This window comes from uncultured Roseobacter sp. (genome assembly GCF_947491795.1).
In the GTDB taxonomy this organism is placed as follows: Bacteria; Pseudomonadota; Alphaproteobacteria; order Rhodobacterales; family Rhodobacteraceae; genus Roseobacter.
This window is the reverse complement of the sequence record NZ_CANLKW010000001.1, coordinates 1,057,838-1,071,440: the sequence shown is the minus strand read 5'-3', so window position 1 is coordinate 1,071,440 and position 13,603 is coordinate 1,057,838. Positions and strand designations below refer to the sequence as shown.

Annotated in this window: 16 protein-coding genes and 1 tRNA gene; 10 read left to right on the top strand and 7 right to left on the bottom strand. The window is 58.9% G+C overall.

The genetic code is table 11. The annotated features are described in order from the left end of the window. The first annotated feature begins 2 nt into the window (after positions 1 to 2). The 4 genes from Q1A34_RS05285 (at position 3) to Q1A34_RS05270 (ending at position 2,339) form a co-directional block, all read left to right on the top strand. A complete protein-coding gene (locus Q1A34_RS05285) occupies positions 3 to 554 on the top strand; it encodes a 6,7-dimethyl-8-ribityllumazine synthase (protein WP_300031733.1) in 552 nt (183 codons plus the stop codon). Then, the gene (gene nusB, locus Q1A34_RS05280) at positions 551 to 1,033 is read left to right on the top strand and encodes a transcription antitermination factor NusB (RefSeq protein WP_300031732.1); all 483 of its coding nucleotides are present in this window, start codon (positions 551 to 553) and stop codon (positions 1,031 to 1,033) included. Before Q1A34_RS05285 ends, nusB begins: the two co-directional genes overlap by 4 nt. 59 nt (positions 1,034 to 1,092) lie before the next feature. After that, positions 1,093 to 1,329: a hypothetical protein gene (locus tag Q1A34_RS05275; RefSeq protein ID WP_300031730.1), complete on the top strand. Its 237-nt coding sequence runs from the start codon at positions 1,093 to 1,095 to the stop codon at positions 1,327 to 1,329. A 551-nt stretch (positions 1,330 to 1,880) separates the two neighbouring features. After that, positions 1,881 to 2,339: an MmcB family DNA repair protein gene (locus Q1A34_RS05270; RefSeq protein WP_300031728.1), complete on the top strand. Its 459-nt coding sequence runs from the start codon at positions 1,881 to 1,883 to the stop codon at positions 2,337 to 2,339. Here the strand turns inward: Q1A34_RS05270 and Q1A34_RS05265 are convergent. Then, positions 2,336 to 2,533 carry a DUF6324 family protein gene (locus Q1A34_RS05265; RefSeq protein ID WP_300031726.1) on the bottom strand — a complete coding sequence of 66 codons (198 nt, stop codon included), beginning with the start codon at positions 2,531 to 2,533 and terminating at the stop codon, positions 2,336 to 2,338. The genes Q1A34_RS05270 and Q1A34_RS05265 overlap by 4 nt on opposite strands. An 81-nt stretch (positions 2,534 to 2,614) precedes the next feature. Between Q1A34_RS05265 and Q1A34_RS05260 the strand changes: the two genes are divergently transcribed. Next, on the top strand, positions 2,615 to 3,097 hold the full coding sequence (locus Q1A34_RS05260; RefSeq protein WP_300031724.1) for a GNAT family N-acetyltransferase: 483 nt from the start codon (positions 2,615 to 2,617) through the stop codon (positions 3,095 to 3,097). Between the two features lie 43 nt (positions 3,098 to 3,140). Continuing rightward, a tRNA-His gene (locus tag Q1A34_RS05255) sits at positions 3,141 to 3,217 on the top strand. A gap of 181 nt (positions 3,218 to 3,398) precedes the next feature. Here the strand turns inward: Q1A34_RS05255 and Q1A34_RS05250 are convergent. Both Q1A34_RS05250 and Q1A34_RS05245 read right to left on the bottom strand, forming a co-directional pair. Next, positions 3,399 to 4,004, bottom strand: a complete 606-nt coding sequence (locus Q1A34_RS05250; RefSeq protein ID WP_300031722.1) for a hypothetical protein — start codon at positions 4,002 to 4,004, stop codon at positions 3,399 to 3,401. A 353-nt stretch (positions 4,005 to 4,357) separates the two neighbouring features. Next, positions 4,358 to 4,669, bottom strand: a complete 312-nt coding sequence (locus Q1A34_RS05245; protein WP_300031720.1) for a DUF6476 family protein — start codon at positions 4,667 to 4,669, stop codon at positions 4,358 to 4,360. Here Q1A34_RS05245 and Q1A34_RS05240 point away from each other — a divergent pair. The 4 genes from Q1A34_RS05240 to Q1A34_RS05225 all read left to right on the top strand — a co-directional run bounded on the left by Q1A34_RS05240 (position 4,668) and on the right by Q1A34_RS05225 (position 8,186). Then, positions 4,668 to 5,705 carry an RluA family pseudouridine synthase gene (locus tag Q1A34_RS05240; RefSeq protein ID WP_300031718.1) on the top strand — a complete coding sequence of 346 codons (1,038 nt, stop codon included), beginning with the start codon at positions 4,668 to 4,670 and terminating at the stop codon, positions 5,703 to 5,705. The genes Q1A34_RS05245 and Q1A34_RS05240 overlap by 2 nt on opposite strands. Positions 5,706 to 5,880: 175 nt before the next feature. Then, positions 5,881 to 6,777, top strand: a complete 897-nt coding sequence (gene rpoH / locus Q1A34_RS05235; protein ID WP_300031716.1) for an RNA polymerase sigma factor RpoH — start codon at positions 5,881 to 5,883, stop codon at positions 6,775 to 6,777. A 77-nt stretch (positions 6,778 to 6,854) separates the two neighbouring features. Continuing rightward, positions 6,855 to 7,124, top strand: a complete 270-nt coding sequence (locus Q1A34_RS05230; RefSeq protein ID WP_300031714.1) for a DksA/TraR family C4-type zinc finger protein — start codon at positions 6,855 to 6,857, stop codon at positions 7,122 to 7,124. An 87-nt stretch (positions 7,125 to 7,211) separates the two neighbouring features. After that, on the top strand, positions 7,212 to 8,186 hold the full coding sequence (locus Q1A34_RS05225; protein WP_300031711.1) for a Gfo/Idh/MocA family oxidoreductase: 975 nt from the start codon (positions 7,212 to 7,214) through the stop codon (positions 8,184 to 8,186). On the opposite strand, the gene Q1A34_RS05220 is transcribed toward Q1A34_RS05225, so the two are convergent. From Q1A34_RS05220 to Q1A34_RS05205, 4 genes are all read right to left on the bottom strand, one after another. Further along, complete coding sequence (locus Q1A34_RS05220; RefSeq protein WP_300031708.1) at positions 8,183 to 10,003, bottom strand: M3 family oligoendopeptidase; 1,821 nt, start codon at positions 10,001 to 10,003, stop codon at positions 8,183 to 8,185. The two genes, Q1A34_RS05225 and Q1A34_RS05220, sit on opposite strands and share 4 nt — an antisense overlap. 70 nt (positions 10,004 to 10,073) lie before the next feature. Continuing rightward, a complete protein-coding gene (locus Q1A34_RS05215) occupies positions 10,074 to 10,964 on the bottom strand; it encodes an amidohydrolase family protein (protein ID WP_300031705.1) in 891 nt (296 codons plus the stop codon). After that, entirely contained in the window at positions 10,957 to 12,555 is a 1,599-nt protein-coding gene (locus tag Q1A34_RS05210) for an ATP-dependent DNA ligase (RefSeq protein WP_300031702.1), read from the bottom strand. The genes Q1A34_RS05215 and Q1A34_RS05210 overlap by 8 nt, the downstream gene beginning before the upstream one ends. Beyond that, on the bottom strand, positions 12,552 to 13,565 hold the full coding sequence (locus Q1A34_RS05205; RefSeq protein WP_300031699.1) for a ligase-associated DNA damage response exonuclease: 1,014 nt from the start codon (positions 13,563 to 13,565) through the stop codon (positions 12,552 to 12,554). Before Q1A34_RS05205 ends, Q1A34_RS05210 begins: the two co-directional genes overlap by 4 nt. Between the last annotated feature and the right edge of the window lie 38 nt (positions 13,566 to 13,603).

The following is a 13,603-nucleotide window of genomic DNA, read 5'->3' as shown; positions in this document are numbered from 1 at the left end:
CCATGGCTGCCAGTGAACAACACTACTCGCCCGATGTGCCGTCGTTCGACAAGCCGGTGAAACTGCTTATCGTGGTGGCACCCTACTACAAGGACATTGCCGACAATCTCGTGACTGGCGCAAAGGCCGAGATCGAGGCCGCAGGCGGAACCTGGGAAATCGTCGAGATGCCCGGCGCGCTGGAAGTGCCAACAGCCATCGGCATTTCGGACCGGCGCAGCAATTTTGACGGTTATGTCGCTTTGGGCTGTGTGATCCGCGGGGAAACAACGCACTATGAAACGGTGTGCAATGACAGCTCGCGTGCGATCCAGTTGCTGGGCCTGCAGGGGTTGTGCATCGGCAACGGTATTCTGACCGTAGAGAACCGCGCGCAGGCCGAGGTACGCGCAGATCCGGGCGGTCAGAACAAAGGCGGTGGGGCGGCAGCAGCGGCCTTGCATCTTATTGCCCTCAGCCGTAAGTGGGGCGCCCAGACCAAAGGCATCGGTTTCAGACCCGGGAGTGAAAGCTACCGCGTTGCCGGTGATACAGACGGATCACAAACGACATGACAGCTGCCCACGGCAATCTCTCCGGCAATCAGCGCCGAAAAATGAAATCGGCTGCGCGCCTTTACGCGGTACAGGCCCTTTTTCAGATGGAGCAGACCAGTCAGACCGTTGACGCGGTACGCCGGGAGTTTCTAGACCACCGTTTCGGCGCTGTTTACGAAGGCGAAGAGATGCTGGATGGCGATATGGAACTCTTTGCCGACGTTCTGGAAGGCGCGGTCAACTATCAGGCGCCGATTGACCAGATGACGGACCGTGCCCTGGTGGTAAAATGGCCGATCGCGCGTATTGACCCGACCATCCGTGCCCTGTTCCGGGCCGCGGGAGCAGAGCTGCGCGAGGCGTCCGCACCGCCAAAGGTTGTGATCACCGAATACGTCGATGTGGCAAAGGCGTTCTTTCCGGACGGCAAAGAACCTCGCTTTGTAAATGCTGTCCTGGATCATATGGCCCGCGAGGCCCGGCCAGAGGCGTTCTGAAGTCAGGCAGTCTGGATGAGAGCTGAGGCGCTGTGAACGCCATCTTATGGGGAGAGACCATGCCGCGTGTTGTAAAACTCTACCTGACAAGCGCATTGACCGGCTTCGGTGTTGCCGGTGTCTTTGTGGGCCTCGTTTTGTGGTCCAACGTTGGCAATCTGTGGCATCTGGTGGCCGGCTCCGACGTGGCGCTCATGGCCGTTCTGGTGTTCTGGATCCTGAATGGAATCGTTTTTTCGGGTGTTCAGTTCGCCTGGGCAATCACGGCTGCGGCCGGAAAAAACGACAGCGCCTGAGCGAAGGCAGCCGGCCCGGTACAACCAGCAGTATAAAGACAGGGCTGCTTTGCGCAAAGTGTCGCGGAATTCACCATTTCGAAAGGTATGGTCTGGACAATCGGCTCGCAGATGCCATCTTAACAGCGAAGGAGATGGGTATGTTGGATATCATTGTGCGCTTGATCAACCGGCTCTTTGCCACGCCACAGCAGGAAGAACTGCTGATACCTGTGCGTGTCGAAGCGAAAAAACACCCGCTCGACCGTCGCCGCTGAGCTCGGCGTATAGTCTGAAACAAGTGCGGTGGGCGACGGGCCCGCTGTAACCGTTTGGTTCTTTATTCCCGAGGACCTGTATGTACAGGTGGGCGCCAGGTAACCAGGCCAGGGCCAGGACAGAGCCAGCTCCCTCGGATTTGCTTAAGGCCACTGGAACGTAACCAGTCACGAGAGAAGCAGCACCCGTCTGCATTTGTATCTAAGCCCACGTACCCGACGCGACAAGGTGCAAAGCCCGCGCCCTGCAAGATAATTCTTGCGCGATGTTCATGATATGTTCATATTTGCAATATGGCGCATGATGATCTCCGCACATTGCAACCCGGACAGTTGCTGGCACGTGGTGCCGCACGAATGCTCGCAGGGTATGGTTTTGTCAGTGTCGAAGAGCTGGTACCTGCCCGCGGGCTGCGCGTGGACATCATAGGGCTGGGCCCGTCAGGAGATATCTGGATTGTCGAATGCAAATCCTCGCGCGCGGATTTTACATCAGACAACAAATGGCACGGCTACCTTGAGTGGTGTGACCGATTTTTCTGGGCGGTTGATGAGCACTTTCCGACAGATCTGCTGCCGCAGGATACAGGCCTTGTGATCGGCGATGCTTACGGCGCGGAGATAATCCGTATGGGCCCTGAGGAACGCCTCAAAGCGCCCCGGCGCAAAGCTGTCGTCCAGAAAATTGCCACGACTGCTGCGCGCAGGCTGCACAACCTGCGTGATCCGGAAATGGGCCTGGAAGTGGGTTAGCGCCGTGCGCCGCCCATCCGGCGGACCCGGGCCGCTGCTGCCATGATTTCCTCGGCGATTTCTTCTGCATCATCGGGTGCAAAATCCATAGGTATTTCAACACCATCAGCCTCAACATAAATGCGCACCATACCCTTGTCGGTAGGTCCGATCTGAAGGTTGGCCTCAATGTCGCGTTCCGTGTCGATGCCCATCAGCGATCTCCTGCTCAGCGTGGCAGCATCGCTACCCTGCAGGTGCTTGAATGGCAAGCCAGATTGCTGTTCTCTGCGCTGATGGGATCGCCTCTGATACGTAAATTTTCTGCAGAAGACCGTGACTGGCTCGTTGCCCAGCACGGTCAGATTTATGCCCGCGATGAAGGGTTCGACGAAACCTTCGGTGTGCTGGTAGCGGAAATCATTGACGGGTTTCTTGCAGATCACGATGCGGAGCGGGAGAGAGGCTGGATTGCGCAGGATGGCGACACAAGGCTCGGGTCGATCTTCTGTGTGAAACTGTCCGACACAACAGCCAAACTCAGGCTTTTTCTTCTGACGCCTGACGCGCGGGGAAAAGGGCTCGGATACCGGTTGCTCGAAACCTGCATGGGTTTTGCGAAGGCCAGCGGCTATACCGACATGCAGCTGTGGACGCACGAAAGCCACAAGGCGGCCTGCGCGCTCTATCAGCGCTCCGGCTGGGAGCTGATCAGCTCTCATCCGGTGCAGTCATTTGGCCAGAACCTGATCGAACAGAGCTGGACTTATCGGTTCTAATCCTCTTGCAATCCGGTAAGCCCGACGATAAATCCGGGTCAGTGCCGCCTTAGCTCAGTAGGTTAGAGCGCCTGATTGTGGATCAGGAGGTCCCCCGTTCGAGCCGGGGAGGTGGTACCACCTCAACTTTGAAACTGCTCTGACCCGGACCCATGCGGCTTTTGTTCTGACGTGCGTGTGTTTTCAGGGTGCAGGCTGCGCGGTTGCGCCGGCAAACAGAACTTCAGGCAAAACAAAAGACCCGCTGCCGGAGCAGCGGGCCCTTTCCCTGTCAGACCTTGCATGGTCGGCAGGCTGTTGATCAGCCTGCAAAGTTACCGGAAGTGCCGTTGCCGCCGGAGCCGGAGCCGCTTCCTGTATCGTCTTCGCCGCCGTTGTTGCCGCCGCCAAAAGAGCCACCGTTGCCGCCACCAAAGGAACCGCCGTTACCGTTGTCCGGGCCTTCGTTTTCGCCGCCGTCATCGCCCGGACCATCGGTGTCACCGCCCGGGGTCTCGCCCGTGCCAGAGGGCTGACCTCCGCCAGAAGGTGTGCCGGCATCTGCCGTACGTGTACCCGTATCCGGTCCACCGGTACGGGCCACCCGACGGGCCCGTGGCGTGTCTTCTTCAGGTGCGTTGAAACCTTCCGTCGAGATTGCGCCCCCTGTCAGGAAACTGACCTCAAGCTCAGGACAGTTCTCAATCAGCCGCCGCAGCAGTTCGTCGCCATCATCGCGGTTCAGAATGTCTGCGGTGAAACGATAGTCGATCGGGTCAAACCGGCACTCTTCTCTTTCGATCAGTGTGAGGACATTTTGTAGCTGTGCGTCCTGCGACGTGACAGAAGGACCGGTTTGTGCACAGGCCGACAGCAGCACAGTGGCTGCAATTACGGACGGTACAACATGAAACTTTTTACCAAACATTACTTTACTCCCAGAGTGTGCCCCCACCCCGGAAACCCGTCACCGCGACATCCCATAAACACGGGGTCAAACAGCGCCGGTGCCCTATTTGTGCCATATTGCTGCCCTGGTTTCATTCCATTTCTGCCATTGTTCCCACCTTCGCTCCAATGATGCACAGCGGGCTGAACTGTCGACGGGAAACTGGTTAAGTATAGGCTGGGAATGCACAAAGCGGGGCAGAGTGCGCATTTGTGCCCGATTGGAAACGGGTGATTTCGCCCGATTTCAGCCCGATCAGGGCGAAAAAGTGGCGCTGGCCGGTCTTAAATCAAATTTGATTCGTTTTCGCGAAAGCTGCCGGGGGCAGTCTGTCAGTCGGTGATCTCAATGCTCTGACGCAGGCTGCCGGTCACACGGTCATAGATCAGGATCCGGTTGTCCGTTGTGACCACCGCTAACCAGCCATCGCCCTGGGTGAACGCAGATGCCGTGGCGCCGTCAGGCAATTCAACCGTTTCGGGCAGCGCGGGCGGGCTGTCATAGAAGCGGATGACAATCAGTGCGATGATCAGTAGAACACCCCCGATCATCGTGGCAGTCAGTACCGTCACCAACCGTCTCAGAAACCGCAGGTTTGCAGGCTCTGCAATATCGCTGTCTGGTTTCATCTCAGGATTGTCCATGCCGCACCGCCAGATATGTTTCACCATCGGCGACACGCCGCCACCGCGTCTTGATAAAGCGCTTGCCCGGGATGTGCCAGAGGAGGCGCGTTTGTCCCGCACGCGGCTTGCACGGCTGCTGAGTGAAGGGGCCGTACGCGTAGACGGAGAGGTTGTGCAGGACGCAAAGGCGCGCATTGCGGCGGGCGCAAGGGTGGAAATCAGCGTCGAGGAGGCCCGTGACAGCCATATCCTACCGCAGGATATTCCACTGGATATTGTGCACGAGGATGCTGATCTGATCGTGATCAACAAACCAGCAGGTATGGTGGTCCATCCGGCACCGGGCTCGCCTGACGGGACCTTGGTCAATGCGCTGCTCGCGCATTGCGGGGATGCGCTCTCCGGTGTGGGTGGGATGAAACGCCCGGGCATTGTGCACAGGATCGACAAGGATACCTCGGGTTTGCTCGTTGTGGCCAAAACCGACCTTGCGCACCAGGGTCTGGCAGCGCAGTTTGAGGCGCACACAGTCGAACGGTATTATAATGCACTGGTCTACGGGGTGCCGGATGCAAATGATCCGCGATTGCGCGGGGTCAAAGGCGCCAGTTTCGAGCAGGGCAATATTCTGAAGCTCACCACGCAACTGGCACGGCACAAAACCGACCGACAACGCCAGGCGGTACTCTTTCATGGCGGTCGCCATGCCGTCACTCGTGCGCGGACCGTTGAACACTTTGGCGCGCCGCCCTGTCTGGCGCTGATGGAATGCTGGCTGGAGACAGGCCGGACGCATCAGATCCGCGTACATATGGCCCATGCAGGTCATTCACTGGTGGGCGACCCGACGTATGGCGGACGGCGTAAACTGCCGGCAAAGGCTCTGCCCGAGGCGTCCGCTGCAGCAATACGCGCTTTTGACCGCCAGGCCCTGCATGCCGCCGTTCTGGGGTTCGACCATCCGGCGACAGGCGAACGGGTGCGTTTCGAGGCAGGATTGCCAGAAGATCTGGCTGCATTGCTTGATGCCGCCCGCGCGCCGTTGCAACAATAAGCAAGCCTTCGTGAGGCCACGTCGTCGTGAGGTGTTAACGGGGGCGCTTTGTGGCAGTATTTTTTTAACAGGTTCGTCATACTGTTCGCGTTAACATTTTGTTGGCGTCTGTTCTTGAACTGATCAGTTCAGTCACCATATAGATGTTAAGCTGTTAAACATTGGGAGGCTCCCCATGGCAAATTATGCAAATCTGCCCGCACCGACACCCGAAGGGGGTCTGAACCGCTACATGCAGGAAATCCGCAAGTTTCCCCTGCTGGAGCCCGAAGAAGAATACATGCTGGCCAAACGCTGGGTCGAAGAACAGGACACTGAGGCGGCGCATCAGATGGTCACGTCTCACCTCCGGCTGGCCGCGAAAATCGCGATGGGATACCGCGGCTACGGACTTCCCCAGGCCGAGGTTATTTCTGAGGCCAACGTTGGTCTGATGCAGGCCGTCAAGCGGTTTGACCCCGAGAAAGGGTTTCGCCTGGCGACCTACGCGATGTGGTGGATCCGGGCGTCCATTCAGGAATACATCCTGCGCAGCTGGTCGCTGGTCAAACTCGGCACAACCTCCGGTCAGAAAAAGCTGTTTTTCAACCTGCGCAAAGCCAAGAACAAAATCGGCGCACTCGAAGAGGGCGATCTGCACCCGGACAATGTCAAAAGAATTGCGACCGATCTGGGCGTGACCGAGGCCGAAGTCATTTCGATGAACCGCCGCATGTCGGGCGGCGACGCTTCGCTTAACGCCACTGTCGGGTCCGAGGGCGAGGGGTCTATGCAATGGCAGGACTGGCTTGAAGACGAGGATGCTGACCAGGCCACGGACTATGAGGAACGCGATGAGCTGACAGCTCGCCGCGAGCTGCTGGCCGAGGCCATGGGCGTACTGAATGATCGTGAAAAGGACATTCTGACCCAGCGCCGTTTGTCAGATGAAACCATCACGCTGGAGGATCTGAGCACCGAATACGGCGTCAGCCGGGAACGGATCCGCCAGATCGAAGTGCGCGCTTTTGAAAAACTGCAAAAGAAAATGCGCGAACTGGCCCGCGACAAGGGGATGATGGCCACGGCCTGATCCCGGCGACTTGACGACACAGAGACCCTGCCTGCATTCTGCATGGCAGGGTTTTCTTTTTTCAAGGGATCACACAGATGGCAGGTGGCTGGACGCGGGACGGGGCAGTAAGCGAGCAGATTGAGGCGTCTGTTTCGGATGAGCTTGCACGCATGAAAGCACGCCGGACGCCTGTTGGCGAAAGCCTGACCCATTGTGCCGAGTGCGAGGAACCGATCCCGCAGGCGCGGCGGGATGCATTGCCTGGTGTGAAACTGTGCATCGACTGCATGCAGGAACGGGACAAGGCCTATCAGGCCCGGGGCGGGATTAACCGGCGTGGCTCCAAAGACAGTCAGCTGAAGTAAGCGCCCCCCGGCGGGCCCCGGCCATGCAGGTATTTCCAACGGCATAAAAAGCAGTCTAGTGTTCCGCTGAGAACAGGGGAGGCAGACATGACACATCTCAGATGGGGTATCCTCGGCGCGGCCAATTTCGCAGCCGAACACATGGGGCCGGCCATCCATGCAGCAAAGGGGGCGGAACTGGCGGCCCTCGCCACATCCGATCCGGCAAAGGCTGCGCGTTTTCAGGCATATGCCCCGGGTCTCAAGGTGCACAGCTCATATGATGATCTGCTTTCAGACCCGGATGTGGATGCTGTCTATATACCGCTGCCCAACCATCTGCACGTCGAATGGTCACTGCGCGCCCTGGAGGCCGGCAAACATGTTCTGTGTGAAAAGCCGATGACGATGAAAGCGGTGGAATTTGACACACTGATCGCGGCACGTGACAGGGCCGGGAAACTGGCGGCCGAGGCCTTTATGATTGTGCATCATCCACAGTTTGTCCGCGCGCGCGAACTGCTTGCCAGCGGCGCAATCGGCACTCTGCGCCACGTCGATGCTGTCTTTTCCTATTTCAACAACGATCAGGGCAATATCCGCAACCAGGCCGGTGCCGGTGGCGGCGGATTGCCGGATATCGGGGTCTATACATTCGGGTCCGCCCGTTTTGTGACCGGGCAAGAGCCAGAGGCGGTTCCGTTTGCGCATATTGACTGGGAAAACGGTGTCGACACCTTTGTGCAGATGGCGGCGCGTTTTCCCGATTTCACCTATTCGGCGGTCATTTCCATGCGTCTTTTCAACCGGCAGGAGGTTGTTTTTCATGGTGACGAAGGCGTTCTGCGCATGACCTGCCCCTTTAATGCCGCTGTGCATGACCAGGCTGAGCTGAGCCTGGAAACAGCGGGCCAGGTGCGCCGGATCGAGCGTTTTCCCGGCGTGAACCACTATGTCAGACAGGTCGAGGCCTTTTGCGAGGCGGCGCTTTCAGGGGCGGATTATGCGTGCCCGCTTGAATTTTCAAAGGGCACGCAACGTATGATGGATATGACCTTTGCAGCAGCGAAAGCGGGCGCTTAGCCCTCCATCGCCTCCAGCTCGTCGATAAAGCCCGATATCATGCTCAGACCCTTGTCCCAGAACGCAGGGTCTGAGGCATCCAGTCCGAACGGCGCCAGCAGTTCCTTGTGGTGCTTGGAGCCACCGGCTTTGAGCATCTCAAAATACTTGTCCTCGAAACCCTCGCCCCCTTCTGCATAGACCGCGTAGAGCGCATTCACCAGGCCATCGCCAAAGGCATAGGCATAGACATAAAAGGGCGAGTGCACAAAGTGCGGGATATAGGCCCAGAAGGTCTCATACCCGTCCATGAACTCAAAGGCCGGGCCAAGGCTCTCGGCCTGAACGCTCATCCACAGCGCATTGATATCATCGGGTGTCAGCTCTCCGCCGCGGCGCGCTTCGTGCAGTTTGCATTCAAAGTCATAGAACGCGATCTGACGGACGACAGTGTTGATCATGTCTTCGACTTTGCCCGCCAGCATGACTTTTCGCTGTGCGTCGTCTTTTGCGCCGTCGAGCATTTTGCGGAACGTGAGCATTTCACCAAACACACTCGCCGTTTCGGCAAGGGTCAGCGGGGTTGAAGACAGCATTTCGCCCTGACCCGCCGCCAGCACCTGGTGCACGCCGTGACCAAGCTCATGTGCGAGCGTCATGACATCGCGCGGTTTACCAAGGTAGTTCAGCATCACATAGGGATGCACGTTTGTAACTGTCGGGTGGGCGAACGCGCCTGGTGCTTTTCCCGGTTTGACGCCTGCATCAATCCATCCTTTGGAAAAGAACGGCGCCGCGATTTCGCCCATGCGCGGATCAAAGGCGTTGTAGGCATCCATTACAGTTTTTTCGGCCTGAGCCCAGCCGACCACAGAGTTATCCTCCATCGGGAGGGGGGCATTGCGGTCCCAGACCTGCATCACATCCAGCCCGAGCCATTTCCGCTTGAGTTCATAGTAGCGATGGCTCAGGCGAGGGTATGCATCCACAACCGCATTGCGCAGGGCTTCTACCACTTCCGGCTCGACCTGGTTGCTCAGATGACGTCCGGTCTGCGCGGTCTCCATGCCGCGCCAGCGGTCCATGATTTCCTTTTCCTTGGCCTGCGTGTTGTGCACGCGGGCGAAGGTTTTGATATTGCTGCCGAAGACATCCGCCAGCTCACGCGCTGCGGCTTCCCGCCTTGCACGGTCAGTGTCTGTCAGCAGGTTCAGCGTGCCTTCGATGTTCAGCGGTTCGCCGTCTACCTCAAACTCCAGCCCGGCGATGGTCTCGTCAAAAAGCCGCTCCCAGGCGTCACCAACAACGCCCAGATCGTGCAGGAATTTTTCCATCTCGTCGCTGAGCTGATAGGGTTTCATCGCGCGGATGCGGTCAAACACCGGTTTGTAGCGGGCAAGATCAGCATTCTGAGCGTAAAGCCCATCCAGATGGTCGTCGTCCAGCCGGTTGATCTCCAGCGTAAAGAACACCAGCGGGGTCGTGAAGTTGGTGATTTTTTCCTGATGGTCGGACATGAACTTGGCCCGTCCGGCATCTGTCGTCAGCTGATAGTACCGCAGGCCCGCATAGGACATGATACGCCCGGCGATCTGGTTGATCTTTTCCTGACGCAGAACACAGTCCAGAAATCCGGACGCGTCCAGCTCCGCCAGTTTGCCTTCGTAGTCAGCGGCAAAGCTGCTGCAGGCCTGCTCCAGCCAGTCCAGATCGCGCTTGAGTTCCGGTGCATCCTCTCCGGCGTAAAGATCGTCGAGGTTCCATTCCGGCAGGTCGCCAAGCGGTGAGGCGGCCCCGGATGAATTTGCGTCGCGAACAGGAAAGGGCAGTTGAAACATGTGCGGTCCTCATCAGTGTTTCGTCTTAGGTAAGGTGCAGCCCCGCCGGGGGCAAGCAGGCAGCGTGTGTTCAGTCGTCAAAGCCGAAAAGCTGCGCAGGGTTGTCCACCAGAATGCGCGTGCGCGTGGCATCATCCGGCACCACCCGGTCAAAGGCGTCCAGCAGCTCTGCACCCTGTGGCATTGCAGCATCTGCCAGCATCAGATGCGGCCAGTCTGAAGCCCACAGACACCGTTCGGGATTGGCCGCGATCAGAGTGGCAACAAGGGCATCGGTCGCCTGATAGGGTGCGTTGCACATGCGGTAAACGGCAGAGAGTTTGACCCAGGCGTGCCCGTCCGCCAGCAGCGCGCAGAGCGCCTGAAACCCCGGAGAATTCACTGTCAGCCCGTCTGCGGGCCAGCCAATGTGGTCAAATACAACATCTGTCGGCAACTGCCTGACATCTTCCGCGATATTTACAAGATGGCGGTCTGCATGTGCGAGCATCTGGATATGCAGACCGCGTTCTGCCAGTGTCGGTGCCATCGCGCGTGCGCCGTCCCATGTCAGCACGCCGCCATGTACGTAATTGAGCCGGACAGCGGACATATTGCGCTGTGCAAAATCGTCCAACTGCGCCTCTGTCGCGCCATCAGGCAGCAGGCCCACGCCGCGAAAGCCGGACCCCAGCCGGCGCACGGCCTCAAATGTAACGCCGTTGTCGGTTCCGTGCAGGATGGAATGCACGATCACACCGCGCGAGAAACCAAGGGTATTCAGATGCCGGCGATAGATGCCGAGCCATTCGTCAAAACGGATGCCATGCACCGGGTCCTCGACCCGGCCGTCCCACAGCGGAAACTCTCCGGCGGCTGTTACAACGTGCGCATGTGTGTCGCAGGCCCCGGCGGGTGCGGGCTTTTTCGGCGCGTTTGGGGCAGGGGGCATCTGCGCGGTTGGTTTGTCGGGTTCAGCCATAAATCCTCAGCATGTCTTTCAGATCGTCCAGTGTGTTCGCCTCCTGCAGAGGCTTGTCCTGCCGCCAGCGCGACATCCGGGGAAACCGCAGGGCGACACCGGATTTATGCCTGGGGCTTTCCTGAATGCCTTCAAAGGCAATTTCGAACACGTGGTGCGGGGTTACCTGACGCACCGGGCCAAAGCGTTGCAAGGTGTTTTTGCGCACCCAGGCGGTGATTTCGCGGAATTCCGCGTCGGTCAGCCCGGAATAGGCCTTGGTAAAGGGCACAAGGTCGTTGCCGTTCCAGACGGCAAAGGTGAAATCTGTGAACAGGTTTGCGCGGCGGCCATGGCCGGACTGGGCATAAATCATAACCGCATCAATGGTCAGCGGATCCAGTTTCCACTTCCACCAGTCGCCTTTTTTTCGCCCGACCAGATAAGCGCTGTCACCACGCTTCAGCATGACACCCTCGGCCTGCTCGGCGCGGGCTTCTGCGCGCAGGTCGGCCAGCTCTTCCCATGTATCAAAAGACAGCTGCGGCGATAACCGGACCGGTGCCTCGGGCGGCAGGCCCGCACAGGCGGTTTCCAGCAGCCGACGACGTTCGGCAAACGGGGTGTCACGCAGGTCTTCGCCCTGCCATTCCAGCAGGTCGTAGGCGTGCAGGACAACCGGTGCCTCGGTCAGCAGTTTTTTGGGGACGGTTTTGCGACCGATCCTTTTTTGCAAAGCATTAAAGCTCGCCGGGCTGTCTGAGGCAGGTTTCCAGACAAGCAGCTCGCCGTCCATTACGGTACCATCGGGCAGAAAATCGCGGGCCCGCGCCAGTTCGGGAAACCGGTCCGTCATCAGTTCTTCACCGCGCGACCAGACAAAATGCTGGCCGTCCCGCACAATCAGCTGCCCGCGTATCCCGTCCCATTTCCACTCTGCGCGCCAGTCGGATGTTTCCCCCAGGTCCTCTGGCGTGCCTTCCAGCGCGTAGGCCAGGTAAAACGGATAGGGGCGCGAGGCATCAGCACCGGGGTCATCGATCTCAATCAGGGTTTCCCAGGAGGTCGTGTCCGGTTGCCAGCCCCCCATCAGGCGATGTGCCAGTTCCGCCTCCGACCGGCCAGTGGCGCGCGCCAGAGCGCGGGTCATCAGCTTTTGGCTGACCCCCATCCGAAAACCACCGGTGATCAGCTTGTTAAATACGAACCGTTCTGTGCCGCCCAGCGTCGACCACGCGTTCAGGACGAATTCCCGGCGCGCTGTTTCGTCAGCCTCAGACAATCCGCGCAGGTCCGTGATCCAGGTGCTCAGCGAACGGTCGTCCGTTGTTGTGACCGGGGGCAGAACCAGTGCGATGGTTTCGGCAAGATCGCCAACGATGGGGTAGCACTCTTCAAACAGCCAGAGCGGAATACCGGCCATTTCCGCACCCCATTCCCGCAGACGCGTCGTGGTCACAGCACGTTTCGGGCGGCGGCCAGAAAAGAGCGCAATAGTCCAAAGGCGGTCGTCTTTCGGTGCCTGTTCAAAGTACCGCACCAGCGCATCCACTTTGACAGTTGTCTTTGTGCTCTGGTCAATAGCGCTGAAGAGGGCTGCAAACTCTTTCATGCGCCGGGTTCCTGATCGAGGGTTTCGCCCTCGAACTCTGTCGGCACCACCTGCGCGTTCCAGCCGTTTTCGTTCATATAGCGGGTGAAAATGTCCGTGTACCCATGCGTGACGTAAATGTTCTCTGCCCCCGTTTGCGTAATGGTGTCGATCAGCCCCGCCCAGTCTGCATGGTCTGAAATGACAAAACCCCTGTCTCCGGCACGGCGTCGCCGCACGCCGCGCAGCTGCATCCAGCCGCTGGCAAAAGCACTCTCCTGTGCGCCAAATTTCCGTGCCCAGGCGCTGCCGAGAGCCGAGGGCGGCGCCAGCACAATGGCTCCGGGGTAGTCTTTGGGTTTCACATCTGCCGTGGCCTGAACCGTTTGTGGCAGGTTCAGGCCCTGTTCCCGCAGAATGCGGTTGGTGGCCTCGACCGCACCATGGGTCAGGATCGGGCCGGTCTCCGGGTCCAGCATACTGAGCAGGCGTTGTGCTTTGCCCAGGGCGTAGGCGCCCAGAAAAGCCGTTTTGCCGTTTGCTGCACAGCGTGCCCACCAGGCATTGATCTCTGAGGCTACGGTCGCCTGCGGCTGCCAGCGGAACACTGGCAGCCCGAATGTGGATTCGGTGATAAAATGATGACAGCGCAGGGGTTCAAAGGTTTCCGACAGCCCGTCACCTTCGGTTTTGTAGTCACCTGACGCGACCCAGATTTCGCCATCGACCTCAATTCTGATCTGCGCTGATCCGGGCACGTGACCGGCGGGGTGAAAGGACACCTTTGCATCCCCGATCATGCGTGTTTCGCCGAACCCGATGCCTTCGGCACTGATGTCACCCAGACGGTGGCGCATCACAGGTAATGCGGTATGCGTGGCCAGATAGCTGGCATGGCCCGGGCGCGCATGGTCTGCATGCCCGTGGGTGATCAGCGCACGCTGAACAGGCCGCCAGGGGTCGATGTAGAAATCCCCTGCGGCACAATAGATGCCTTTTTCGGTAAATGTCAGAATCGGAGTGTGTGCCATGCCGGACAACCTAGCCATCCCGGCGCGAAAGCCCAGGG